This window comes from Mesorhizobium sp. M0676 (assembly GCF_040320535.1).
GTDB lineage: Bacteria > Pseudomonadota > Alphaproteobacteria > Rhizobiales > Rhizobiaceae > Mesorhizobium.
Genome location: NZ_JAMYPU010000006.1, coordinates 58,181 through 83,846, shown reverse-complemented (window position 1 = coordinate 83,846; position 25,666 = coordinate 58,181). Strand labels below are relative to the sequence as shown.

At 62.6% G+C, this 25,666-nt stretch carries 19 protein-coding genes and 1 tRNA gene; 11 read left to right on the top strand and 9 right to left on the bottom strand.

What is annotated here, in order from left to right; all coding sequences use genetic code 11:
- Positions 1 to 6: 6 nt before the first annotated feature.
- The 3 genes from NKI35_RS08465 to NKI35_RS08455 all read right to left on the bottom strand — a co-directional run bounded on the left by NKI35_RS08465 (position 7) and on the right by NKI35_RS08455 (position 3,971).
- Positions 7 to 852, bottom strand: coding sequence for an SH3 domain-containing protein (locus NKI35_RS08465; RefSeq protein ID WP_023832757.1), 846 nt, complete (start codon positions 850 to 852; stop codon positions 7 to 9).
- Positions 853 to 1,127: 275 nt separating this feature from the next.
- Positions 1,128 to 2,414 (bottom strand): NAD(P)/FAD-dependent oxidoreductase, encoded by a 1,287-nt coding sequence (locus NKI35_RS08460; protein WP_352739500.1) that lies wholly within the window; start codon positions 2,412 to 2,414, stop codon positions 1,128 to 1,130.
- A gap of 120 nt (positions 2,415 to 2,534) precedes the next feature.
- A complete protein-coding gene (locus tag NKI35_RS08455) occupies positions 2,535 to 3,971 on the bottom strand; it encodes a glutamine synthetase family protein (RefSeq protein WP_352739498.1) in 1,437 nt (478 codons plus the stop codon).
- 147 nt (positions 3,972 to 4,118) lie between these two features.
- Here NKI35_RS08455 and NKI35_RS08450 point away from each other — a divergent pair, with 147 nt between their 5' ends.
- Entirely contained in the window at positions 4,119 to 4,826 is a 708-nt protein-coding gene (locus NKI35_RS08450) for an HAD family hydrolase (protein ID WP_352739496.1), read from the top strand.
- A gap of 30 nt (positions 4,827 to 4,856) precedes the next feature.
- Here NKI35_RS08450 and NKI35_RS08445 read toward each other — a convergent pair whose 3' ends face one another.
- From NKI35_RS08445 to aceA, 3 genes are all read right to left on the bottom strand, one after another.
- Positions 4,857 to 5,318 (bottom strand): response regulator, encoded by a 462-nt coding sequence (locus tag NKI35_RS08445; protein WP_352739626.1) that lies wholly within the window; start codon positions 5,316 to 5,318, stop codon positions 4,857 to 4,859.
- A 276-nt stretch (positions 5,319 to 5,594) separates the two neighbouring features.
- Positions 5,595 to 5,837, bottom strand: a complete 243-nt coding sequence (locus NKI35_RS08440) for an SMc00767 family acetate metabolism repressor (RefSeq protein ID WP_023669318.1) — start codon at positions 5,835 to 5,837, stop codon at positions 5,595 to 5,597.
- 52 nt (positions 5,838 to 5,889) lie between these two features.
- Positions 5,890 to 7,179 (bottom strand): isocitrate lyase, encoded by a 1,290-nt coding sequence (gene aceA / locus NKI35_RS08435; protein WP_352739494.1) that lies wholly within the window; start codon positions 7,177 to 7,179, stop codon positions 5,890 to 5,892.
- Positions 7,180 to 7,428: 249 nt separating this feature from the next.
- Here aceA and NKI35_RS08430 point away from each other — a divergent pair, with 249 nt between their 5' ends.
- The 7 genes from NKI35_RS08430 (at position 7,429) to NKI35_RS08400 (ending at position 15,554) form a co-directional block, all read left to right on the top strand.
- On the top strand, positions 7,429 to 8,856 hold the full coding sequence (locus NKI35_RS08430) for a helix-turn-helix domain-containing protein (protein ID WP_023692381.1): 1,428 nt from the start codon (positions 7,429 to 7,431) through the stop codon (positions 8,854 to 8,856).
- Between the two features lie 147 nt (positions 8,857 to 9,003).
- A complete protein-coding gene (locus tag NKI35_RS08425) occupies positions 9,004 to 9,903 on the top strand; it encodes a DUF2167 domain-containing protein (RefSeq protein ID WP_031196137.1) in 900 nt (299 codons plus the stop codon).
- Between the two features lie 161 nt (positions 9,904 to 10,064).
- Positions 10,065 to 11,018: a DMT family transporter gene (locus NKI35_RS08420; RefSeq protein WP_023704502.1), complete on the top strand. Its 954-nt coding sequence runs from the start codon at positions 10,065 to 10,067 to the stop codon at positions 11,016 to 11,018.
- A 426-nt stretch (positions 11,019 to 11,444) separates the two neighbouring features.
- Positions 11,445 to 12,542, top strand: coding sequence for a polyamine ABC transporter substrate-binding protein (locus NKI35_RS08415; protein WP_023681872.1), 1,098 nt, complete (start codon positions 11,445 to 11,447; stop codon positions 12,540 to 12,542).
- 82 nt (positions 12,543 to 12,624) lie between these two features.
- On the top strand, positions 12,625 to 13,764 hold the full coding sequence (locus tag NKI35_RS08410) for an ABC transporter ATP-binding protein (protein WP_023707962.1): 1,140 nt from the start codon (positions 12,625 to 12,627) through the stop codon (positions 13,762 to 13,764).
- A gap of 9 nt (positions 13,765 to 13,773) precedes the next feature.
- Positions 13,774 to 14,739 (top strand): ABC transporter permease subunit, encoded by a 966-nt coding sequence (locus tag NKI35_RS08405; RefSeq protein WP_031196135.1) that lies wholly within the window; start codon positions 13,774 to 13,776, stop codon positions 14,737 to 14,739.
- Positions 14,736 to 15,554: an ABC transporter permease gene (locus tag NKI35_RS08400; protein ID WP_023669326.1), complete on the top strand. Its 819-nt coding sequence runs from the start codon at positions 14,736 to 14,738 to the stop codon at positions 15,552 to 15,554. The genes NKI35_RS08405 and NKI35_RS08400 overlap by 4 nt, the downstream gene beginning before the upstream one ends.
- 42 nt (positions 15,555 to 15,596) lie before the next feature.
- Here NKI35_RS08400 and NKI35_RS08395 read toward each other — a convergent pair whose 3' ends face one another.
- The gene (locus NKI35_RS08395; RefSeq protein ID WP_352739490.1) at positions 15,597 to 17,450 is read right to left on the bottom strand and encodes an AsmA family protein; all 1,854 of its coding nucleotides are present in this window, start codon (positions 17,448 to 17,450) and stop codon (positions 15,597 to 15,599) included.
- Between the two features lie 366 nt (positions 17,451 to 17,816).
- Here NKI35_RS08395 and NKI35_RS08390 point away from each other — a divergent pair, with 366 nt between their 5' ends.
- Positions 17,817 to 19,787, top strand: coding sequence for an acetoacetate--CoA ligase (locus NKI35_RS08390; protein ID WP_023704498.1), 1,971 nt, complete (start codon positions 17,817 to 17,819; stop codon positions 19,785 to 19,787).
- Positions 19,788 to 20,052: 265 nt separating this feature from the next.
- Here NKI35_RS08390 and NKI35_RS08385 read toward each other — a convergent pair whose 3' ends face one another.
- A complete protein-coding gene (locus NKI35_RS08385) occupies positions 20,053 to 24,057 on the bottom strand; it encodes a PAS domain S-box protein (protein WP_352739488.1) in 4,005 nt (1,334 codons plus the stop codon).
- A 324-nt stretch (positions 24,058 to 24,381) separates the two neighbouring features.
- Between NKI35_RS08385 and NKI35_RS08380 the strand changes: the two genes are divergently transcribed.
- Together NKI35_RS08380 and NKI35_RS08375 are read left to right on the top strand one after the other, a co-directional pair.
- Positions 24,382 to 24,840 carry a phasin gene (locus NKI35_RS08380; RefSeq protein WP_023669330.1) on the top strand — a complete coding sequence of 153 codons (459 nt, stop codon included), beginning with the start codon at positions 24,382 to 24,384 and terminating at the stop codon, positions 24,838 to 24,840.
- 345 nt (positions 24,841 to 25,185) lie between these two features.
- A tRNA-His gene (locus NKI35_RS08375) sits at positions 25,186 to 25,262 on the top strand.
- Between the two features lie 142 nt (positions 25,263 to 25,404).
- Here NKI35_RS08375 and NKI35_RS08370 read toward each other — a convergent pair.
- Entirely contained in the window at positions 25,405 to 25,659 is a 255-nt protein-coding gene (locus tag NKI35_RS08370) for a hypothetical protein (protein ID WP_352544482.1), read from the bottom strand.
- Between the last annotated feature and the right edge of the window lie 7 nt (positions 25,660 to 25,666).

Below are 25,666 nucleotides of genomic sequence, written 5' to 3'. Positions count from 1 at the left end.
TGTGTCTCAAGCCCCGGTCTTGATGTAGCTCTTGTAGATCCAGCCGCGCTTGCCGTTGTAGACGATCTGGCACCATTTCTTGCAACTCACCACCTGCACCGACGACTTGGCGGGCACGGTGCCCATGGCGGCGGCGTTTTTCTGCGGACCGCTGCGCATTGTCACCGTCCTGAGGATGCGTCCGGTGCCGGCGGCAGCAGCCACCTTCTGTGGCTTGGCCTTGGCCTGGGTATCGTTCGTTGCGGCGGAAGATTGCTCGTCTGGAAGTTGCGGTTTTGGCGTCGGTATGGCGGCGGTTTCCGCGTCGTCGTCATTGGCGGGAGCAGCGACCTTTGACAACTGCGTCGTGGCGTCGCCCTGGGCCGCCGGTTCTTCGAATGCCGCGGCATCGGACGGTTTGGCGGCAGCCTGCTCGGTAGGCGCCTGATCGGATGGCGTCGCGGCAGGGTCGCTGTTGGATTGCGCCGCAGTCCAGCGCGGATCGTTGGCCGACAGCGGCGGCATCGCAGCCCCACCCACAGCGACCGTCGATGAAACCGCGTCGCCCTTGCGCGCGGCTTGTGGCGCCGCTACCGCTGCAGCCGTCGCTGCGACCGGGGCAATCTTGGTCGTCTTGACCGGAAAAGTCGGAACGTTCTGCTGTGTGCTGGCGATCGCTTGCCGGTCGTTGGCCGGCAATGCCAGCCAAAGCGCTATGCCTGCCACGCCAAGCAGCGCTGCGGTGCCGACCGCGGCGATCACCAGATGCGAATTCGTGCGCACCCCCTGCCAGAAGGAGGGCCGCATGTCATAACCGAATTGCATGGCGAAGCGCCGACGTTCCGGCGCGCCGAAACTGAAGGGCTCGTTCACTCTTGCCACCTCCAAAAGATGGGCCGGTGTTCTTTCGATCGGCGCCGGCAGCCCGGCATTCGATCGGCATCGGTCCCAACAACAAAGCGGGCAGGCCCGCAGAAATCCCCGTTCAATCGCCCAGAACCGGCATCCTTTGCCCTTGATTGTGGCATCAGTGCGCCTTCAGGGGAATTGTGCGCTCTTGTTAAGGATTCTGCAACGTCTCGCTGCGGCAACCAACAGCTCAATAGAATCAGCTCAGTACCAGCCCCGGCTGATATGAGATACTTTCCCTATATTCGGTCCCTCAGGGCAAACCAGTTCAGTGCGAGGAACAATAATGGCGTTCTAAAGCGCCGGCCACCTGGAAAAGCCGGGATGTTCAGGTCCTCGATCAGCTTCAGTCTGTCGCGGTTGCCGGCGACGGCCTGGGCATAGAGCTTGCCGAAGAAGTTCGACAGCATCACGCCGTGGCCGGAATAGCCTCCGGCCGAGATCACATTGGGCATCACCTCGCGCACGAACGGTTTCCTGGGCATGGTGATGCCGACATAGCCGCCCCAGCCATGGGTGATCTTGACATCGCTCAGCTCCGGATAAAGCTCGGCTATCTGCCGGCGGATATGGACATGGATGTCCTTCGGATTGTTGACGCCATAGACCTCGCGCCCGCCGAACAGCAGCCTTCCATCCCTGGATTTGCGGAAATAACGCACGACGAAACGCGAATCGTCGACCGCCTCGCCGCCCGGCAGCACTTTCGAATCGACGCCCAGCGGCACCGTCGCGCCGATGAAGGAACCGATGGGCATGATGTGCGCGGCACTCACCGGCTCGAGCGTGCCGCCATAGGCATTTACACCGATCAGGCATTTCTGGGCGGTGATGGTGCCTCTCGAAGTCGTCACCCTGACCTTGCCGCCGCTGGAGGTAACACCGGTCGATAGTGTCTGCTCGAACAGGTGCGCGCCGGCCGCTGCCGCGACCTTTGCCGTGCCGATCACCAGCTTCATCGGGTGGATGTGTCCGGTGCCGGTGTCGCGGGTGCCGCCGAAGTAGCGTGTGGAGCCCAGCCGTTCGGCCGTTTCCCTGGCATCCATGAAGGCGGTGTGCGGATAATTGAAGCGGCCCGCCATGATCTCGGCATGCGCCTTGTAGTCGTCGAGATAACGCGGCTTGTGCGCCACGGACAACTGGCCGGGCATATAGTCGATGTCGATCTGGTTAACGGCGGCGAATTCGAGCAGGTGCGCTTTCGCCTCCTCGGCAAGGTCGAACAGCGCCTTGGCGCGGGAGAAGCCGTATTCGGCCTCCATCTCTTCGGCCCAGGCGCGCTGGCCCGTGCCGAGCTGGCCGCCATTGCGCCCTGAAGCGCCGTCGCCGAAGCGATGCGCCTCGATCAGAACGACGTCGGCTCCCGCCTTGGCCAAATGAGCGGCCGCCGACAGCCCGGTGAAGCCACCGCCGACGACGACGACGTCGCAGCTGCGGTCGCCGTCCAGGGGAGGGTACTCAGGGCGTGGTCCGGCTGTGTCTTCGTACCAGGAGCGACCGGGGGAGATAGGTGATTGGTAAGGCATGGGGACACCAGCCAATGGTGAATGGTGAATGGCTGCGAGACGCACGTCGTCTGCTCTCATCCATCCAATATGAAACTACTCAGCATTCACTATTCACCATTCACACGACGAAGTCGCCGCTCACACGTTGAGCAACAGATACTCCCGCTCCCACGGGCTGATCACTTCCATGAAGGTCTCGAACTCCGCCCGCTTGATCGCTGCATAGGTTGCGGCAAAGGACTTGCCCAAAAGGGCGCACAGCTCCTCGTCGCCCTCAAACAGGTCGACGGCTTCGAGCAGGCCGCGCGGCAGGTCGATCTCATCGGCGTTTGCGGTGGTCAGCACCGGAGGCTCGGCCTTGATCTTGTTGGTGATGCCGATCAGCCCGCAGGCAAGTGAGGCCGCCAGCGCCAGATAGGGGTTGGCGTCGGAAGACGGGATGCGGTTTTCGACACGCCGCGCCGCCGGATCCGAGCGCGGCACGCGGAACGCCGTGGTGCGATTGTCATAGCCCCATTTGTTGTTGACCGGCGCCGAGGCCGACTGCGTCAGCCGGCGGTAGGAATTGACGTAGGGAGCAAACATCACCAGTGCGTTCGGCACATGCTTCTGCATGCCGCCGATGAAATGGAAGAAGTCGTCGGTTTCCGAGCCGTCCTTCGCCGAAAAGATGTTCAGCCCGATCTTCTTGTCGATGATCGACTGGTGGATGTGCATGGCAGAACCTGGCTGGCCCTGGATCGGCTTGGCCATGAAGGTGGCATAGATCTCATGCTTCAGCGCTGCCTCGCGAATGGTGCGTTTGAACATGAACACCTGGTCGGCGAGCTCGACCGGATCGCCGTGACGCAGATTGATCTCGAGCTGGCCGGCGCCTTCCTCGTGGATCAGCGTGTCGATCTCCAGGCCCTGGCTTTCGGAGAAATGGTAGATGTCGTCGATCAGTTCGTCGAACTCGTTGACGCCGGCGATCGAATAGCCGGCTCCGCCGCCGATTGGCCGCCCGGAACGCCCGACTGGTGGCGTCAATGGGTAATCCGGGTCGGGGTTCTTGCGCACCAGGTAGAATTCGATCTCGGGCGCCACCACCGGCTTCAGCCCGCGCTTGTCATAGGCTGCTACCACGCGCTTCAGGACGTTGCGCGGCGTGAACTCGACCGAACGGCCATCCTGATGGACGAGGTCGCAGATGACGGCGGCCGTCGGGTCTTCTTCCCACGGCACCACGGTCAACGTCGACAGATCCGGCATCAGCTTCAGGTCGCCATCATCTTCCGGATAGTGGAAACCGTTGCCGTCCTCGGGATAGCCGCCCGAAATCGTCGTCATGAACACTGCCGATGGCAGCGCCAGCGAGGTGTTGGAAGTGAATTTCTTCGACGGCATCATCTTGCCGCGCGCGACGCCAGCCTGATCAGGCGTGATGCATTCTATGTCTTCGATGCCGCGCCATTCCAGCCAGGCGCTGACTTCCTTCCAGTTCTTCACGCCGCGTTGATTTTTCACGAAGGCAGGCGTTCGGACGCGTCCTCCGCGGGTCGACGGACGGACTTCCTTTTTCGCAGGCGGCATCATTCACCAGTTTGGGTTGCAATTATCACAGTATAGCTGTTGCCGGTGATGGAAGGGAAGGGGAGCTGCCTGTCTTCGCCTTCCTGGTTGAAAATCGCGCCACGCAGATTAGGGTCAACCTCCCGCAGATCGAGCAGCAGAAGACACCGTATGCCAGGCAAATTGACCACGATCGGCTTCGACGCCGACGATACCCTATGGCAGAACGAACAGTTCTTCCGCCTGACCGAGAAGCATTTTGCAACCCTACTCGCCGACCATGGCGATGCCGAGCACATTTCGGCACGGCTGCTGGAGGCCGAGAAGCGCAACCTTGCCGTCTACGGCTTCGGCATCAAGGGCTTTACCTTGTCGATGATCGAGACGGCAATAGAAGTGACCGAGGGCCGTGTGCCGGGGTCGACCATTGCCGAAATCCTTGCCGCCGGCCGCGACATGCTGGGACATCCGGTCGAGGCTTTGCCGCATGCGCGTGAGACCGTGGAAAGGCTCGCCGGCGCCTACCATCTGGTGCTGATCACCAAGGGCGATCTGTTCGACCAGGAGCGCAAGCTGGCGGCGTCCGGCCTTGGCGACCTGTTCGATGCCGTCGAGATCGTCAGCGACAAGAGCGCCGCCACCTATGCCAGGATCTTTGGCCGCCACGGCAGCCCGCAGGACAGCATGATGGTCGGCAATTCGCTCAAGTCGGACGTGGTGCCGGCCATCGAGGCCGGGAGTTGGGGTGTGTATGTGCCGCACGAGCTGACCTGGGTGCTCGAACACGTCGAGCCGCCGGTCGAGGCACCGCGATTTCGCCAGATTGTCGATCTTGGCGAACTGCCGGCTTTGATCGAGAGCATCGGCAAGGAAGGCTGACCGCCCCGCACGCGTTCGGGCGGATTGCGATCAGCCGCGCCCGAGACTGATCAGCCGGTCGACCACCGGCTGCAGCCTTTCGGTGGTGATCGGCTTGGTTACCACCACATCGACCACGCTCGACAGACCCAGGCTGTCGGGCGTGCCGGTCTTGGTTGAAAGCAGGATCACCTTGGGGAGCGACCGCCCATATGTCCGCCGCAAGGCGTCGATGGCCGCCATCAGCGCGCGGCAGTCCTCGTTGTCGGGGCCGCCATCGAGAACGACGGCGCCCGGAATGAGGGTTCGCAATGTCTTGGCCGCCATTTCGGGCGACTCGGAGATCGGCTTCAGTCCGGACTTCTCGACGATCTTCGACACCACCACCCGGTTGATCGGCGATTTTCCAACGACCAGCACGTGGGAGAAATCCGTTGATATCTCGGAGTTCGCGTCCCTGCTTGACGAATTCAGATGTTTGGCGGTGTCAGTCTCGCGGTTCACAGGGCACATGGGCGGGGCGGGCACTCGGCGCTGCTTCAATGCAGGGTTGAAATCCGAGAGCCAATTGGCGTGAGATCGCCCGCCATGTCAAGCTGAAATGACGGACCTGCGAAATATAGCCGGAAATATTAAACCCCGGAGACAAGGTCTGTTTTGGAACTGTAGTTAAGTTTACGCTCAAAAGCGAAAGTCACCCGCGCTGAAAACCCGCGGGTGACGTTGAAATCGGCCAGTGAGCGGCGGGGCCCATAGGTTCCACAAGCACAAAGCTTCCGTAAGGGAAGATCAGCCGTGACTCTTCTGCGTGACGATCACCGGGATCAGCAGGTCGCCCCAATTGCCGTCGCCGCCATGATGCCGGGCCGAGCGCACCAGTTCCACCGAGACGCCGGCCTCCACTGCCTTCATCACCGATTGATTGAGCCGGTGCAGGTCGTTGGCCAGCATGCGGATGGTCGCCTGTTGGTCGACACTCATCGTGGTGGACTGCTCTTCTGCACGTTCCTTGACGCGGCTTATCGATGCCATTTTCTTCTCCCTTGCCCTTCGGGCGTTTCCTCTGTTGGTTATGTCGATCGGTTCATTCCGCTGCCGGCTTGAACTGGGCGTGCTCAGTCGATTCATGCATGGCGGCGGTCGAGGACTGGCCGCCGCTGATCGCCATTGAGACGGCGTCGAAATAGCCGGTGCCGACCTCGCGCTGGTGCTTGGTCGCGGTGTAGCCGTGGACTTCGGCCGCGAACTCGGCTTCCTGCAGCTCGGAATAGGCGGCCATCTGCCGCGCCTTGTAGCCGCGGGCCAGCTCGAACATGCCGAAGTTGAGCTGGTGGAACCCGGCCAACGTGATGAACTGGAACTTGTAGCCCATGGCGCCGAGCTCGCGCTGGAACTTGGCGATCGTCGCGTCGTCGAGGTTCTTCTTCCAGTTGAACGACGGCGAGCAATTATAGGCGAGCAGCTTGCCCGGATGATGCCTGCGCACGCCTTCGGCGAACTTCTTGGCCTGCGCCAGATCGGGCTTGGAGGTCTCGCACCAGACCAGGTCGGCATGCGGCGCATAGGCAACGGCGCGCGCTATGCACGGTTCGATGCCGTTCCTGACCTGGTAGAAGCCTTCAACCGTGCGGCCGGCATCGTAGTCGACGAAAGGCTGGTCGCGCTCGTCAATGTCGGAGGTCAGAAGCTTTGCCGCTTCCGCATCGGTGCGTGCCACGACTAGCGTCGGCGTGCCCATCACGTCGGCCGCCAGACGCGCCGCGTTGAGGTTGCGGATATGCGCGGCGGTCGGGATCAGCACTTTGCCGCCGAGATGGCCGCACTTCTTCTCAGAGGCCAGCTGGTCCTCATAGTGGACGCCGGCAGCGCCCGCCTCGATGAACGCCTTCATGATCTCGAAGGCGTTGAGCGGTCCGCCGAAGCCGGCCTCGGCATCGGCGACGATCGGCGCGAACCAGGTGTCGACCGACAGGCCGTTGCCTTCCGAGGTCTCGATCTGATCGGCGCGCTGCAGCGTGCGGTTGATGCGCTTGACCAGTTCGGGCGCCGCATTGGCGGGATAGAGCGACTGGTCCGGATACATGGCCGACGCGGTGTTGGCGTCGGCGGCGACCTGCCAGCCCGAGAGATAGATTGCCTTCAGCCCGGCACGCACCTGCTGCATCGCCTGGTTGCCCGACATGGCGCCGAGTGCATTGACGAAGTCTTCCTCGTGGATGAGCTTCCACAGCCGGTTGGCGCCCATTTCGGCAAGACTCTGGCGTATCTGGACCGACCCGCGCAGCCGCTTCACATCGTCCGGCGAATAGGCTCGTTCGATGCCGTCGAAGCGGCCTTCGGGCGCGGATGGGACAAGATTGTAAAAATCAGTCATTGGTCACTCCAGATCAATCGATGCCAGTGTCTTGAAACGCCGCGCCCTGGGATGGTGTGCGTCGTCTGTGTGTGACATCATTTACATTGCGCCGCGACGAGAGCGAGGAAAACCGCCATTTTCGGTAGAAAATAAGAGAAAACCTGTGTTGTGTTTGACTGCTTGCCGCTGTAAATCTGTCATGATTGTAAAAAGATGGTGCGCCGTTCATCGCTCGCAAGTCGTGTAAATTCCTGTCAAGGAAAGCCGATGGCCGACCAGAAGATATTCGCCGGGCCGCGCATCCGCCGCATCCGCATCGCCAAAGGCCTGACCCAGACGGCGATGGCCGAGGGGCTCGGCATCTCGCCGTCCTATCTCAACCTGATCGAGCGCAACCAGCGGCCGCTGACGGTGCAGCTGATCCTGAAGCTGGCCTCTGTCTACAAGGTCGACCCGCATGAATTGCAGGGTGAGGCGAGAGGGTCGATCTCGGCCTTGAAGGAAGTGTTCGGCGACCCGCTGCTTGCCGGTGAGCTGCCGGGCGACCAGGAACTGATCGAACTGGCCGAGGCCGCCCCCAATGCATCGGCTGCGATGATAAAACTGTTTCGCGCTTACCGCGAGCAGGCCGAGCGGCTGTCCGATCTCAACGAGCTTCTGGCGCGCGAGGGCCGCGCCACGGCGCTGTCCGGTGCGCGGCTGCCGATCGACGAAGTGCACGAGATTTTCGAGCGCCGGCCGAACCATTTTGCAGCACTGGAGGAGGAGGCCGAGGCCTTCACCTCGATGCTCGACCCCGGCGACGATCTGTTCGGCGCGCTGAAGGCGTGGCTGAAGCGCGAGTATGGCATCGTCGTCAAGGTGCTGCCGGTCGCCACCATGCCGAACTGGCGCCGCCGTTATGACCGTCATTCGCAGCGTCTTTTTCTATCGGAGCGGCTGTCGCCGTTCGACCAGTTGCGCGAAGTCGCCATGGAGGCCTGCCTGATCCGCATGACGGTCGCTGTCGCCGGCGAAATTCAGACGCTGAAGCTCGGTACGGACGAAGCCCGTCGGCTCGCCCGCTTCGAGTTCGGCCGCTACGCCGCCAATGCCTTGATGATGCCCTATCAGGCATTTCATGCCGCCGCCGTGCGGGCTCGTTACGACATCGATGTGCTGCGCTCGCGTTTCGGCGTCTCCTTCGAACAGGCGGCGAACCGCCTGACCATGCTGCAGCGTCCTGGCTTGTCCGGAGTGCCGTTCTTCATGCTCGAGGTCGACAATGCCGGCAACCGCTTCCGCAAGGCCGGCGGCCAGGGCTTTCCGCAAAGCCGCTTTGGCGGCGGCTGCCCGAAACTGCCGGTCCATGCCGCTTTCGCTTCGCCTGGCCAGATCCTGGTCGAGGCGGTGGAAATGCCCGACGGCGCCGAGTTCCTCTGCATCGCACGCACGCTCGAGGGGCCGCAGGGTTCGTTCTCCGAGCGTCCGCGCCGCACCGCGCTGCTGTTGGGCTGTGATATCGGCTTTCGCGACGAGACCGTCTATGGCGCCGGGCTGCCGGCAAAGGCCGGACAGGGCGCCGCCACGCCGGTCGGTCCCGCTTGCCGGCTGTGCGAACGCATCGGCTGCCTCGCCCGCGCCGAGCCGCCGGTGACCCGTCCGCTGGGCCTGGACGAGATGGTGACGGGCCTGAGCGCCTTCGATTTCCAGTGATGCTTCTCGGGCTGGAGGTCGCGGAAGACTGCAGCTGTTTGCTAAGCAATAGAGCGCGGCCCGAACCATCGCCGAACCAAATATTGATTAAGCATCGGCGCTGCGCTATCGAAGGTGAGCTGCAGGGCAGCCAAGGGGGGACGGCTTATGAACAGGAAAGCTTTGTGGCTTGGCGTGGCGCTTGCCCTTTTGGCGGGGCCTGTTCTGGCAGAAAAATCCTCGGAATTCTTCAAGGACTATCAACAGTATAGTGACGACGGCAAGGCATTCCTGGACAAGATCGATCCAAAGACCGGCGCGGTCGACCTTCCCGAAGGCATCCATCTCGATCTCAAGGACAAGTTCTATTTTCTGGGCAAGAAGGACGCGACGTCCGTCCTGACCGAGGCCTGGGGCAATCCGCCTGATACCGCGTCCGAAGCAATCGGCATGATCTTCCCGGCCAAGTACGAGCCCATCGCCGGCAACGGTTGGGGCATCGAATTGCGCTATGAAAAGATCGGCCATGTCGATGACGCCGACGCGGCATCCATCGACTACACCGAACTGCTGAGCAGCATGCAGGCGGACACATTGTCGGCCAACGATCAGCGGGTAAAGGACGGCTTTCCCCCGATCAAGCTGATCGGCTGGGCCTCGCCGCCGGTCTATGATTTCGTCCACAAGCGGCTGCACTGGGCCAAGGAACTGCAGTTCGGAGACGATACCGTCCACACGCTCAATTACGACGTCCGTTTCCTCGGCCGGGAAGGCGTCTTCGTGATGAGCTACATCGCTACGGTTGAACAATTGCCGGAGATCAAGCAGAGCCTGGACGAAGTGCTGGGCGTGGCGGACTTCAGCACCGGCAAGAAATACACCGATTTTCTGCCCGGCACCGACACGGTCGCCGCGGTTGGCATTGGCGGCCTCATCGCCGGAAAACTCGCGGCAAAGGCCGGCCTGATTGCGGTCGCGGTCATCGCCCTGAAAAAGTTCGGCATTCTGCTGCTGGTACCGTTGGCCGGTCTTTGGCGCTTTATCCGCGGCAACAAGGGCACGTCCTAGAAACGGCGGTGTTTGCCCGTATGGCTGCCGGTTGGCGGTGCGCCAAAGGGAATGCCGGGCTGGATCACGTCCGGCGGTAGCCTATGCGCTAGGCGAATACGGCACGTTTCTGTCGTCCATTGTGCATCATGCCGCCCCGAGATAGCCGACAGTGGCACCCCATGACCGATACCGCATCTTCTCCAATCGCCGCACCGCCGATCGTCTCGCCTCGCGAAGAGCGGGTCGGCTTGCTGCTGGTGTTCCTGTCGGCGCTGATGTGGAGCTTTGGCGGCACCATCGCCCGCTTCATCGACACCGCTGACAGTTGGACCGTGGTGTTCTGGCGATCGCTGTGGGCGGCTGTGTTCCTGATTTGCTTCATGGCCTGGCGCGACGGCTGGCGCGGCATGTTGCGGCTGTTTCGCGACATGGGCCTGCCCGGCCTTGCCGTGGCCGTCTGTTTCGCCACGGCGTCGACGTGCTTCGTTGTCGCGCTCGCCTACACCACCGTTGCCAATATCCTGTTGATGCAGGCCGGTGTGCCGCTGCTGGCGGCATTGCTTGCCTGGGTGCTGTTTCGCGAACGCGTCGCCATCGCGACCTGGGTGGCGATCGCCGCCGTCATCGCCGGCGTCGCCATCATGGTGTCGGAATCGCTCGACGGCGCCGTATCGCCCATCGGCGACGGGCTGTCGCTGCTGATCGCCGTCATGTTCTCGATCGCCACTGTCATCACCCGGCGCTTCGCCCATGTGCGCATGACGCCGGCGACGTGCCTCGGCACGATGCTGGCAGCGGCTTTCGCCGCATCGCAAGCCACGCAGTTTGCCACGTCGGCCCACGACATGGCTTTCCTGTTTGCCTTCGGCGTCATCAATCTCGGGCTGGGCCTTGCCTTCTTCGCCACCGGCGCGAGGCTGGTTCCGGCGGCGATCGCAGCACTCCTCGGCACGTTCGAGCCGATCCTCGGACCGATCTGGGTCTGGCTCGTTCATGGCGAGGTGCCCTCGGTGCGCACCATCATCGGCGGCGCGGTGGTGGTCGCCGCGCTGCTCGTCCATATCGCGCTTGAATTCAAGCGCCAGGCGAGGCCTGCACGGCCGGGGACCACCGGCCTGCCATCCCCTAATTGACCCGCCTTTCCCTTGGTTGAGCCCGTCTTCCCTAATTACGCCCGTCTTTCCCCAATTAGCGAAGCCGCACGCCCTATTGACCGAGCTTCCCCGCGCGGGCCATTGACAACCTTGCTGCGGCACGGGCAGGCTGGGGGCACGGCAACAACAAGACAGGCTTATCTTGCCAAGTGTCCCCGCCGGTCGGACCAAGACCGGACCACAGCGTCGTATCCCTGCCCGCGCCGCGGCGAAAGCCTCTGACTGCGTCAGCGCGCCCGCCATGCGGGCACACAGAGCCATGATCTGCCGCTTGTCGAACCGCCCGGATGGCGCCGGCAGTTCACGCTTATGGCTGCCCGGAAAGCTCAATACTCTGAAGCAAATGCCCAATCGCGCTCGAACAGCGACGACTTGGCGAAGGAACACTCATCAAAGGAGAACAGCATGATCCGCAAAGCGCTCTGGCTTTCGGCAACCTCGGCATTTCTGACGCTTTTCGCCGTCGGCGGCCATGCCGAGGATCGCGTCGTCAACGTCTTCAACTGGTCGGATTACATCGACAGTTCGATCATTGACGACTTCACCAAGGAGACCGGCATCAAGGTCGTCTACGACACCTTCGATTCCAATGAAATCCTCGAAACCAAGCTGCTTGCCGGCGGCAGCGGCTATGACGTCGTCGTGCCCAGCGGCAACTTCCTGGCCCGCCAGATCCAGGCCGGCGTGTTCCAGAAGCTCGACAAGTCGAAGCTGCCCAACATTTCCAACATGTGGGACACGGTTTCGGAGCGCACCGCCAAATACGATCCGGGCAACGAATATTCGATCAACTACATGTGGGGCACGGTCGGCATCGGCTACAACATCAAGAAGGTGAAGGCAGCACTCGGCACCGACAAGATCGACAGCTGGGATGTGTTCTTCAATCCCGACAGCCTGGCCAAGCTGAAGGACTGCGGCGTCTATGTGCTGGACTCGCCGGCCGACATCATCCCGGCGGCGCTCAAATATCTCGGCCTCGATCCGAACAGCACCTCACCTGACGACATCGCCAAGGCCGAGGAGACGTTGCTGAAGGTGCGGCCGTATATCCGCAAATTCCATTCGTCCGAATACATCAACGCGCTCGCCAACGGCGATATTTGCCTGGCGGTCGGCTGGTCGGGTGACGTCTTCCAGGCGCGCAACCGCGCGGTCGAGGCCAAGCAAGGCGTCGAGATCGGCTATTCCGTTCCCAAGGAAGGCGCCCAGATGTGGTTCGACCAGATGGCGATTCCCGCCGATGCGCCGCATGCCGCCGAGGCACTCGAATTTCTCAACTACATGATGAAGCCGGAAGTGATCGCCAAGTCGTCCAACTATGTGCTGTACGCCAACGGCAACAAGGCTTCGCAGCAGTTCGTCGACAAGGCGCTGCTGGATGATCCGGCGGTCTATCCGGACGCCGAGACCTTGAAAAAGCTCTATACGGTCCAGCCCTACGATCCCAAGACCCAGCGCCTGATCACGCGCAGCTGGACCAAGATCGTCACCGGCCAGTAAGCAATGCGACATGGTCCCGGCAGCCACCTGCCGGGACCATTCTTCTCTGGGCAAGAAGCAAAAAAATAGGACGGAGTGGGACATGAAATCGCTTGGCAGCATCCGCAGGGATTTCGCGCCATGGAACGACCCGAACGCCAAGCCATATATCCAATTCGAGAACGTCACCAAGAAGTTCGGTGACTTCACCGCCGTCAACAATCTGTCGCTGACCATTTTCGAGCGCGAGTTCTTCGCCCTGCTCGGCGCGTCGGGCTGCGGAAAGTCGACGTTGCTGCGGATGCTTGCCGGCTTCGAGGAGCCGACCGCCGGCCGTATCCTTCTCGACGGCCAGGACTTGCGCGGCATCCCGCCCTACCGCCGCCCGGTCAACATGATGTTCCAGTCCTATGCGCTGTTCCCGCATATGAGCGTGGAAAAGAACATTGCCTTCGGCCTCAAGCAGGAAGGCATGCCGGGACCGGATATCGAAAAGCGCGTCGCCGAGATGCTGAAGCTGGTGAAGCTAGAGCAGTTCGCCAAGCGCAAGCCGCACCAATTGTCGGGCGGCCAGCGCCAGCGCGTCGCGCTCGCCCGCTCGGTTGCCAAGCGGCCAAAAGTCTTGCTGCTCGATGAGCCGCTCGGCGCGCTTGACAAGAAGCTGCGCGAGGAAACGCAGTTCGAGCTGATGGACCTGCAGCAAAATCTCGGCCTTACCTTCGTCGTCGTTACCCACGACCAGGAAGAGGCGATGACCATGGCCGACCGCATCGCCATCATCGACAAGGGCGAGGTGATGCAGGTGGCGACGCCGGCGGAAGTCTATGAAGCCCCCAGTTCGCGCTTCGTTGCCCACTTCGTCGGCAATGTGAACATGTTCGAGGGCAAGGTCGCCGAGCGTGCGGCAAACACCACGCGCATCACCGGCGCGACAGGGGCCCAGATCGTCGTCGAAAACAGCACCGATACAAAGGCCGGTTCCGACATCGTCTTCGCCATCAGGCCGGAGAAGATCAAGGTGTCGTCGACGAAACCGGCCGACGCCGTCAATGCGCTTGAGGGCGAGGTCTACGACGTTGCCTATCTCGGCGACATGACCGTCTACCACATCAGGCTGGATGACGGGCAGATCATCAGGGCAAGCGCGCTCAACGCTGCACGCGTCACCGATGATCCGCTGACCTGGAACGACCGCGCCTGGGTCTCCTTCCGGCCGGATGCCGGCGTCGTGCTGACACGGTAGGGGGAGGCCATGTCCAACATCGCCATCACCGGCACCGGCCCATCGACAGCGGCCAAACCGTTTCTGACACGGCTCGGCGCCGGCTTCGTCAGCCGGCTCGTCATCATCGTGCCTTATCTCTGGCTGCTGTTCTTCTTCTTCATCCCGTTCATCATCGTCTTCAAGATTTCGCTGTCGCAGTCGGCGATCGCCATGCCGCCCTACACGCCGGCGCTCGATTTCAGGGACGGCATGTCCGGGTTCTTTGTCCGCTTCCGCGAACTCAGCTTCGACAATTATGTCTGGCTAACGCAGGACGCGCTTTACTTCAAAGCCTACGTGACCAGCGTTATCATCGCTGCAGTCTCGACGATCCTGACCTTGCTCGTCGGCTTCCCGATCGCCTACGGCATGGCCCGCGCGCCGGCGACGATCCGTCCGACCTTGCTGATGCTGGTAATCCTGCCGTTCTGGACGTCGTTCCTGATCCGCGTCTATGCCTGGATCGGCATCCTCAAGCCCGAGGGTCTGCTCAATCAGCTGCTGTTGTCGCTGCACATCATCAATCAGCCACTGATCATCCTCAACACTTACACGGCGATCTTCATCGGCATCGTCTATTCCTACCTGCCATTCATGGTGCTGCCGCTCTATTCCTCGCTGGAAAAGATGGATTATTCGCTGATCGAGGCGGCAAAGGATCTCGGCTGCCCGCCGACATCAGCCTTCTGGAAGATCACCTTCCCGCTGTCGCTGCCCGGGGTCATCGCCGGCTGCCTGCTGGTGTTCATTCCAGCGGTTGGCGAGTTCGTCATTCCCGATCTGCTCGGCGGCTCGCAGACGCTGATGATCGGCAAGACCTTGTGGAATGAATTCTTCGCCAACCGTGACTGGCCGGTGTCGTCGGCCGTCGCCGTCATCCTGCTGCTGCTCCTGATCGTGCCGATCATGCTCTTCCAGCAGGCCCAGGCACGCGCCCAGGAGCAGGACAAATGAACGCCACCTGGAGCCGCTTCAACGTCACCTCGGTCGTGCTGGGCTTTGCCTTTCTCTATCTGCCGATCGTGCTGCTCATCGTCTTCTCCTTCAACGAGTCGAAGCTGGTCACCGTCTGGGGCGGCTTCTCGACCAAATGGTATGCCTCGCTGTTCCACAATCAGGGGCTGATGGACGCCACCTGGGTGACCGCGCGTGTGGGTGTCATCTCCGCCACTGTGGCAACCGTGCTCGGCACGCTGGCGGCACTGACCTTGACCCGCTACACCCGCTTCCGCGGCCGCATCCTGTTTTCCGGCATGGTGTTTGCGCCGCTGGTCATGCCGGAAGTCATCACCGGCCTGTCGCTGCTGCTGCTGTTCGTTGCCGTCGGTCTCGACCGTGGCTTCCTGACCGTGACGCTTGCTCACATCACCTTGACCATGTGCTTCGTGGCCGTCGTCGTGCAGTCGCGCCTGGTGTCGTTCGATCGTTCGCTGGAAGAAGCTGCCTTGGACCTCGGCGCAACGCCGGTAAAGACCTTCTTTCAGATCACGCTGCCGGTCATCATGCCGGCCATCGTCTCCGGCTGGATGCTGGCCTTCACCCTGTCGCTTGACGACCTGGTCATCGCCTCCTTCACCTCCGGGCCTGGCGCCACCACGCTGCCGATGAAGATCTACAGCCAGGTGCGGCTCGGCGTGACGCCGGAAATCAACGCCGCCTGCACCATCCTGATCGCCGTCGTGGCGGTAGGCGTCATCATCGCTTCGGTCGCCAACAAGCGGCGTGAGGTGCAACGCCAGCTCGACGAACAGGCCGCGCAGCGCGGTTGATTGCGTCAAACGAGGGATAGGGCGATCCCGGTAAGGGTCCGCCTATTCGCCTGAGACGCCGCGGCTGATCGGCGAGATGAACGGCGTGCTCCAGGTGCCGCCGACGAAGAATGACGACTGGTTGGATCCCTGCTGGCCATTGACCGGTGCCGCTGCCGGGTCGGCCTGAGTGACACCCCCCGAAAGCGCCAATCCGCGTCCGCCGTAAGAGGCGATGCCGGACAGCCAGACCTTGTATTTCGCCGAATTGGCCTCGGCCTTGTCCAGCCTTGCCACACCCTTCGAGATGGTGGCCTTGAGCTCGGCGCCGTCCATCGGCAGTGTCCCGTCCGAGACGTCGTCGAGCGCGAAGAAGCCGCCCTGTTCCGTGTGCTTCAGAAATGCCGGCAAATTGAGCCCGCTCAGCGCGCCCGGCCCGAACGTCGCAGAGACCGAGCCGTCCGCGTTCTCGAAGATCGAGTCCCAGGATTTGCCCGGCCCTTTGAGAATGACCGAGACAGTGCCGGTGCTGGCCGGCACCAGCCGCGTCATTCCGGCCGCGGTGCCGAAAGCGGCGCCGTCAATGTCGGAGGCGAGCAGCCGGATCTCGACCTGCGAGCCCTCCGGTTTGCGGTCGAAACGCAGGCTACTTTGCACGTTGCCGCCAAAGGCCGACGCATCGGAGATATCGAAGACGGCAAGCCCGTTCTTCACCTGCGCCGTAGCGGCGACGTCGGCAAGCTGGATTGCGCCGGCCGAGGCATGTGCCGCTGACAGCCTCAGATCGAGATTGATCCGGTCGGCGAAGCTGGTGTCGATTTCGCCGGGACCGGTCTCGCCGGTCGGCGCCAGCGGCGTGAAGGCCGAAAACAGCGACCTGAGGTCGAGCGTATCGAAGGCGAGTGTGCCTGATATCACCGGCAAGGCGTCGCCGAACGAAAAATCCAGCGCCCCCATTCCCGGGTTGTTGTCGAGCGTCACCGCGGTGTTTTCGAATTTGACGCGGCCGGCGGTCGCCGTGATCTTGCTCGAAACCGAGACCGAACCGATCGCCGTACCAGGAGCAATGCCGGCCTGCGACCATTCCAGCACGCGCCGCAGCGAGGGCGCGGCGAATTTCGCCTGGCCATCGAAATAGGCGTTTTGCGACATGCTGGCCGTGCCGTCGAACGAGAAGCTGGCCGGCGCTGCCTTGAACGAAAACGTGACCGGTGCGGCGCCGCCGGCAAACAGCACCAGCGGCTTGGGCGAGGCGGCATCGACGGTGACGCTCTCGCCGCGCCAGATTCCGGTCGCCGACAAGGTCGCGTTGCTGTTCATCGCTGCCCAGCTCGCCTGGCCGGACAGGCTGGTCAGCAATTCGACGTCCTTGCCGCCGACGGAGGCGACCATACGGCCGTCCCTGAATTCCACGGTGCCGAACGGATCGGCGGGCAGCTTGCTCAGATCCGGCTTCGTCGGATCGGCGTTGACCACGCCGCGCGCCGTGTCGATGGAGCGGGTGATGCGTCCGCCCGTTGGTATGGCGGGCAGGAATATGCCGTTTGCGGCGCGCTGGACCCGGATCGTCGGCCGCACCAGCCGCGCCGTCGAAAACACCACATCGCCCTGCAGCGCCGCCATGGCCGAAAGGTCGACCTCGACCCGTTCGGCCTCGATCACCGGCGGCGCGTCGGTCTCGGTCCACTGCGACAGCGTGACGTCGCTCAATATGGCGCGGAACTTCGGCCACACCTCGATGCGCGGCGAACCGGCGATGGTGACCCTGAATCCGCTCCACGCGCTCATCTCCCAGGCAATGCGATCGCGCACGATCCGGGTCGAGGCAATCAGCGGCAGAGCGGCGACGACCAGCGCGATGACGAGCACGGCAACGCCGATCGCCCATATTCCGCGCCGGATCAAAGGTGATGGCATATTGCCCCGGTTGCTTTCATTCCGATAAAAATCGCCTGACGGGTGTAACCGCCAGTTGTCACCACGCCTTCCAGTCGTCACTACGACTTAGGGCTGAGGCATTTCAAGTCTTTATGGCCCGGCGATGGCAATTGCGCACACATGGCCGAGTTTAGCGGAACAAAATCTTGCTCTGCCGCACGGTGGTAGGCATAAGCGATGCAGCTTCAGCCTGCTACGAGGCGCGGCGTTTTTGGGACAGCGCGCCTGTAAAGCTGAGGCTAGTGCATGTCGCCCGGAAGAGTGCAGCGGTTCCGGGACAACGACGTGCATCAAAACAAAAGCATATCTATCTTGCGACGCGACGGGCTTCAAGGAGGATCGATAATGGCTGCCGAAGCACCGCTCTGGACCCCGACGCAAGACCAGATCGACGCAGCACCACTGACCGCGTTCATGAAGGCAGCAGCGGCCAAAAGCGGCACATCCTTCGCCTCCTACGCCGAACTGCACCGCTGGTCGGTCGAGGATCGCGAGGGCTTCTGGAGCCTGCTGTGGGACTTTTGCGGCATTGTCGGCGACAAAGGGACCGATGCGGGCGAGCCCGTGCTCGTCGATGGCGACAAGATGCCCGGCGCATCGTTCTTTCCCGAAGCGACACTGAACTTCGCCGAGAACCTGCTGAAGAAGACCGGTTCCGGTGACGCGATCGTCTTTCGCGGCGAGGACAAGATCGAGCGGCGGCTGTCGTGGAGCGAACTGCACCAGCTGACCTCGCGCTTTCAGCAGCTTTTCCTGTCGCTCAAGGTGAAAAAGGGCGACCGCATCGCGGCGATGATGCCCAACATGCCGGAAACCGTCGCCGCCATGCTGGCGGCCGCCTCCATCGGCGCGGTCTGGTCGTCCTGTTCCCCCGATTTCGGCGAGCAGGGCGTGCTCGACCGTTTCGGCCAGATCGAGCCGGTCATATTCATTGCGCCGGACGGCTATTGGTACAATGGCAAGGCAATCGAGGTAGCCGACAAGATCGCTGCCGTTGCGGCGAAGCTCGAAACCGTCCGCAAGGTCCTGATCGTCGACTATCTCGGTACCTCGCGCGATATCGCAGCGATCATCGACAAGGCCGTGGCGCTCGAAGAGGCGCTGTTACCCTTTACCGCCAAAGCGGTCACGTTCGAGCGGCTGCCGTTCGCGCATCCGCTCTACATCCTGTTCTCGTCAGGTACCACCGGCATTCCCAAATGCATCGTCCATTCGGCCGGCGGCACGCTGGTCCAGCATGTCAAGGAACACCGGCTGCATGCCGGACTCATCGAAGGCGACCGCTTCTTCTACTTCACCACCTGCGGCTGGATGATGTGGAACTGGCTGGTGTCGGGCCTGGCCTCGGGCGCCACGCTGCTGCTCTATGACGGCTCGCCCTTCCACACCGACGGCAATGTGCTGTTCAGCTTCGCAGATGCCGAGAAGATGACCTTTTTCGGCACCTCGGCCAAATTCATCGATTCCGTACGCAAGGCCGGGCTCAAGCCGATCCGCAGCCATGATCTGTCGAGTGTGCGGGCTATTTCCTCCACCGGCTCACCGTTGTCGCCGGAGGATTTCCGCTTCGTCTATGACGGCATCAAGAAGGACGTACATCTCGCCTCGGTTTCCGGCGGCACCGACATCGTCTCCTGTTTCGTGCTCGGCGTACCGACGCAACCGGTCTGGACCGGCGAGATCCAGGGTCCCGGCCTCGGCCTTGCCGTCGATGTATGGGACGATGACGGCAAGCCGATCCGCGAGCAAAAGGGTGAGCTGGTCTGCACAAAAGCGTTCCCGTCGATGCCGATCGGCTTCTGGAACGATCCTGAGGGCAAGAAATACCAGGCCGCCTATTTCGAGCGCTTCGACAATGTTTGGTGCCACGGCGACTTCGCCGAATGGACCGCGCATGGCGGCATGATCATCCACGGCCGTTCCGACGCGACGCTCAATCCGGGCGGTGTGCGCATCGGCACGGCGGAGATCTACAATCAGGTCGAACAGATGCCGGAGATCCTTGAGGCGCTGTGCATCGGTCAGGATTTCGACAATGACGTCCGCGTCGTGCTGTTCGTGCGGCTGGCCGCCGGCGTGACGCTGGACGAGGATCTGGAAAAGCGCATTCGTTCCAAGATCCGCAGCGGCGCCAGCCCGCGCCACGTGCCGGCAAGGATCGTCGCCGTCAGCGACATTCCGCGCACCAAATCGGGCAAGATCACCGAGCTTGCAGTGCGCGACGTGGTGCATGGCCGCGCCATCAAGAACAAGGAAGCGTTGGCCAATCCAGAGGCGCTGGAGCTGTTCAGGAACCTGCCGCAGCTGGCTGAGTGACGCGGCCGGGATGGTTAACCAGATATGTCGGTCGAATTTACCTAGATTTCATGAGTGGTACACATTCGTAAATTTTTTGGACGGCCGGTAAGGAGTTGTTAAGGCCCGGCGTCGATAGTCGCACGTAACTTGAGGGAGAAATCCCGTTCCTCGTCCCCTGAGGATCAGATTCGCTCAAGCCCCCGTTGTGACAGCAAATCCCATTTAAGGCGTCCTGTTGGACGCCTTTTCTTTGTCCGGGATTCTCGCCCGGGAATGGCCGGCCCTATTCGGCCAGCACCCGCGTCGACGGGAAGGCGACCTCGACCAGCGTCCCTTCGCCCGGCGTCGAGGTGATGGTGAAGCGGGCGCGGTTGGCTTCCACCATCGCCTTGGTCAGCGGCAGGCCGAGACCGGTGCCGTCGCCACGCCCGCGCTTCAGCGCATTGATCTGCTTGAACGGCTTCAGCGCCTGCTCGATCTCGGCATGGCTCATGCCAATGCCGGTATCGCGCACCCGCATGACAACGTCGCCGGAGGTTTCATAGGCGGTCGACACGATCACCTGTCCGCCGGCTTGCGTATAGCGAATGGCATTGGACAGGATGTTGAGCGCGATCTGGCGCACGCTTCTGAGGTCGGCGACCACTTCGGGCAGTCGCGAGGCGAAGCTGGAGCGAATGATGACACGCTCGCGGTTGGCCTGCGGCTGCATCATCGCCACCGTCTCGGCCAGCGTATCGTTGAGCGACACCGCCTCGTAGTCCATTTCCTGCTGGCCGGCCTCGATCTTCGAAATGTCGAGGAGGTCATTGACGAGATCGAGCACATGGTTGCCCGAGCGGTTGATGTCTCTGAGATAGTCGCGGTAGCGGTCATTGGCTACCGGGCCGAACTTCTCGTCCACCATCAGCTCGGAAAAGCCGATAATGGCGTTGAGCGGCGTGCGGATCTCGTGGCTGATGCGGGCGAGGAAATCGGTCTTCTGCGAGGAGGCGCGCTCGGCCACCGCGCGCGCCTGGGTCAGATCCTCTTCGGCCCGCTTCCACTGCGTGATGTCGCGCACCACGGCGCAGAAGCCGCTGTCATTGGGCAGCCTGCCGATGGTCATGAACAGCGGGATGAAGCGCCCTTGCGCCTCGCGCCCGATCACCTCGCGGCCATCGTTCATCACACTCGCCACGCCGGGCTCGGACAGGCCGTTCAGATAGTCGCGCGCCGCGCGCTGGCTTTCGATGGCAAACAGCGAGGCGAACGGTTTACCGGTGACGTCGTCGCTGTCGAAGCCGAACAGCGCCTCGGCCGGCCGGCTGATCGAGCGGATGTCGCCGTCGCGGCCGATCAACACCACACCATCGGTCGCGGTGTCGATGATGGTGCGCATCTCGGCAATGCGCGCTTTGAGTTCGGAGACATCGGGCTGCGTCTGCTCCTCGGCTGCGAGATGCGCAACCATCGGCGGCTCGTTATCGCCGGTACGTCGCACCACCAGCATCAGCGCCTTGCCGGCGCGCCACGGCACCGAACGCAAAATGGCTTCGATCGGAAATTCCTGGCCCTCGCGCGTCTTCAGTTTGAGTGTGTGGTCGCTTTCGCCGGCCATTTCTGAATAGGGATCGGCAAACAGCGCGTCGAGCCCGCCGGCGTCGCTCAGGTCCTCAAGCGTGTCATAGCCGGTCAGGCCGAGGAATTCCTCATTGGCGTAATGAAGCTCGTCGCCCGAATGGATGAGCAGCGGCACCGGCAGCTTGCCGAGGATCGACGTGTCAGGGGCCTTGTGTTCATCTCCGGCCGAGAATGCCGAAGGCATGAACCCCTCAAGCTTGAGCGGCGGCACTTTCAGGCGCTGTGGTTCTGCCGGCACTGTGTCCGCATCGCCGGCCTTGTCCCCGTCTTCCACGGCGGAATCGGTCGCCTCGTCGGACGGCGCCCAATCCTCATTGTCCTCGGCATCGCGGAAGTCGGCCGACGTCATGCTGTCGTCTTCACCGGCATTGGCCGGCGTCTCGGCAACAACCGGCTGTGGCTCTGCGGCCTCGACGATCTCTTGGGCTTGCGTATCATCCGGTTCGGAAGCCGGCGCAAGTTCGTCGTTGGACGACGTTGCTTCCGTACTGTCTTCGGTGACGGAGCCTGGTTCGGGATCGGCATAGTCGAGCAGGGAGCGCGACACTGTCGGCGCCTTCGCCTCGCCTGCTTCGCTGTCCGCAAGGCCGTCGTCCGGCTGCTCGCCGTCAAGCCGCGTCAGGTCCTTTTCGTCCTCGGCATCGCTTTCCGGCGGTTCGGCCTCAGCCGTTTCGCTTTCGGGTGCGGTTGCCGATGGTTCAGCCACGGCAGCCGGGCGGGCTTCGCCCGGACTCGAGACCTCGGCGGGCCGCCGGGCTGGCGCGGCTGTTTCAGCCTGGTTCGCCTCGACATGATCCGGCTTGGGCTCATCTGCCTTGGCCTGGTCTGGCGTTACCTGATCCGGATTGGCCGGTTCGGCCTGCTTGGCAGTCTCCGGCTGCTCCGGCGGGGGATTGTCCTTCTTCAGCCGCTCGCCGATTTCGCGGAAAGCGCTGCGCTCCAGCGTCGACAGGCCCCTCTCGCTTGTCGGCTGCTTGTCGTTGGCGGGCTGCCGATGCTCGGCCAGCCGGATGACCTTGTCGGCAAAACGACGTTCCTGCTTCGGCACGATGGTCAGTGCCGGCACTTCGCCCTCGAACGGATCGGCCGCCTTGGGAGCTTCCGCCACGGGCTGTTCCGGGGCCGGCTCGGCTGCTGCCGCTGGCGCGCCATTGGGGACCAGCGCCATGCCGATTGCTTCCGGATCGACCACCGCATCGCCGGCGCGGGCGACGCCGAAACCACGAAAACCTTCGAAGGCGCGGCTGCGGCCATAGACAGGCAGTGCTGCCAGATCGACCGGTATCTTCAGGTCGGAGCCGGCAACCGGCCACAGTACCGAGCGGCCCGACCAGGTGTCGCGCCGTTCAAGCAGGCCCGCGATCTCGCCCGAGGCGTCGAGGCCGAAAATTGTCGCGACGTCCTTGAAGCGGCGGCCGATCACGTCGGCGGCGGCTTTGCCGACAATGTCGCCGAATTCCGGCGACAGCGCGCTGAACTTGCCCTCGGCGTCGGTGCGCCAGACGAAGCGCAGCGGCGGCGCCGAGCGGTCGATCTCACGTTTGGCGGGAGGCGCAGCCGGTGGGGCTGCGTCAGACGGCAGGGCGGGCGCAGCGGCACTGCTGTCCAACTGCGCACTCTCGGCCGGGGAAACAGAGTCCGGCTCGGCCTGCGCCGGACTGTCCGGCTCGCCCGCCTGCGGCTCTTCGCCGGCATGGAAGTACCAATGATCATGTTGCGCCGGCGCGCTGTCATTCGCCGCCTGCTCGCGGCAGGTCGTCTGCTCGCGATGGTCCGCCTTTGTATCGGTTGACGCCGAAGCATCATGCTTGGTGGCAGCCGGACCTGTCTCCCCGACATCAGGTGCGGCCGCGAGTGGGGCGCCCTGATTCCCGCTTGCGGTGGGGTGGTCAGCCACCGCATCCACCGTTACCGCGTTCTCCGCGGCGGCTTGCGCCGGGCCATCGTCGACCTGCGCTGCAGCAGGTTCGGCATCCAGCTCGCCGACAGGATTTTCCTCACCGAGCTGATCCTCGTCGATGACCACCAGCAGATGCCTGGACTCGGTCAGGCGCGCGAAGCCGGCCGGATAGGACGTGGCGCCGCCGGGGACCAGCCGCTTGACGATGCGGTCGTCCTGGCTCGCCACGTCGGCGACAAGCGCGGCCAGCGTCTCAGGCCGGATGGCGAGCGCGCCAAAGCCATCCGAAGCCGCCTCGACAGTGCCGGCGGCGTCGACAAAGGCGATGAAATGGCCGTCTTCGGTAAAGCCGCTGATCGCGCGGGCCGCAATGTCGGCAGCACTGCGCGAGCCGGCCTGCGCTGCCGGCACCACCAGCATGATGGCGCTTTCGCCGTCCGGCATAGTCACCGCACTGGCCAGGAAGCCGACGGCGCGGCTGGTGATGCCGGTCGCCAGCCGTACCGTAATGGCGCGGTCGCTGCCGATCTGCGGGAAGCCCGCGGTCGCCATGATCTGACGCCTGGCGATCAGCGGCAGCTGTGCCGAGGCGCCGATGATGGCCTCGATGTCGGGATAGCCGAACACCGCAGCGCCCGGGCCGTTGGCCCAGATCACCTGTTCGAGGTCGGCCGACAGAATCGCGATCGCGTCGCCGGCGGCGAAGCGCTGGCGAACCGCATCAAGCACGGCGACATCGAGGAAAGAGTAGTTCTCGGAAGGCATGCGCTTGGCGGACCCTTTCGGTGAAACCTCTTGGCGAACCCCTCTTGGCGAACCTACAAGGCGGGCAATTTGCAGTTAACGCTTTGTTAATAAAAGCCCGCGCGGCGAAGGTCCACAAGCCATGGCGGGAAGCAGGTGGAATCTCTGGCCACTTGGTTAACAGCCTCTCGGAATGTCCCTGGATAACCTCTTGGGTGACGCATGGGAAGAAATTTATGGTGCACTGCAACAAAGATATTGCATCGCACAAAAAAACCGCTATATTGCCATCATACATGAACGAGACGGTTTTTTGTCAAAGCCGCTACCCCGAAAGGATGGAAAATGACCAAGGCCAAGACCGCTGAGACCATCGAAAACGTCGAATTCCCGAGCTTCGACGCTTCCAAGGCAACCGATCAGATCCGCGCTTTCGCCGAAAAGGGCGTCGAGCAGTCGAAGGAAGCCTACTCCAAGCTGAAGACCGGCGCCGAAGAGACCCAGAAAGTCCTGGAATCGACCTTCGAGACTGCCAAGACCGTTTCCAGCGACCTGTCGCTCAAGACCATCGCCGCTCTGCGCGCCAATGCCGAAGCCGGCTTCTCGCATCTCGAGGCCCTCATCGGCGCCAAGTCGCTGTCGGAAGTGGTCGAACTGCAGACCGCCTTCCTGCGCAAGCGCGTCGAGACCACGGTCGAGCAGGCCAAGGACTTCCAGGCTGTTGCTTCGAAGGCTGCCGAAGACGTCTCCAAGCCGGTCAAGACCGCTTTCGAGAAGGCCCTGAAGGACATCAAAGCCGCCTAATAATTGCGCACAACTCTGCGATGCATCAAAACGTCGCATTTCGTCAGACAAATAGGTGTGCGATAGAGTTGTCCAAATGAATACCCGGCGAGTGGAACCTCCTCCCTCTGCTCTCCGGGGTGACCAGCCAGCACCTCCTCCCGCTGGCTCGCAACAGGAAAAGGCCGGCACCTCCTCCCGCCGGCCTTTTTCTTTTGCCGAAGAAACGGGCGTCTGTTGGCAGACCGGCTTTGCCTTATCAAAGGCCTTGAATTAGTCTCTGATAGACCGTATTGGACGCATCGCCGAACGACAGAGCGGATCTCGGAGAAAGAATTTTCACCACGATCTGGCTCAGGCGAACGTGCCGTTGTAGCTCAGATGGTTAGAGCGCCGGATTGTGGATCCGGAGGTCGCTGGTTCGATCCCAGCCAACGGTACCATCGAATTCCCGCTAAAGTATTGATTGCCGATCCCGACGATCCACCAGAGATCAAGACCTGTATGCGCTGTCGGCAGGGCAGGAAGACCCTGACTGCACACACACCGCGGTGCGGATACACGCGCCGCAGCTTAGGTTTCATCTTACTCCAGCGGTTCGTCGGTCGGCCGAGGCGTCGTGCCTGCCTGACGAGGACGGCCGGCATTGCGATTTGCAACGCGGCTGTCGAGCGGCGATCTGGACGCTTCCTGGGCGCCAGCGGTCTTGGGCGCCGTCGGCTTGGCGCCGGAATCGCTGTCTTCAGCATCGCGACGGGGATGTGGCAGGCCGGCGGCCTCAGGCGATCTGACCGAAGGTGTGGCGGCCGGATTTGTCGACACGGGTTTGTCCTTGGCCATTTTCAAC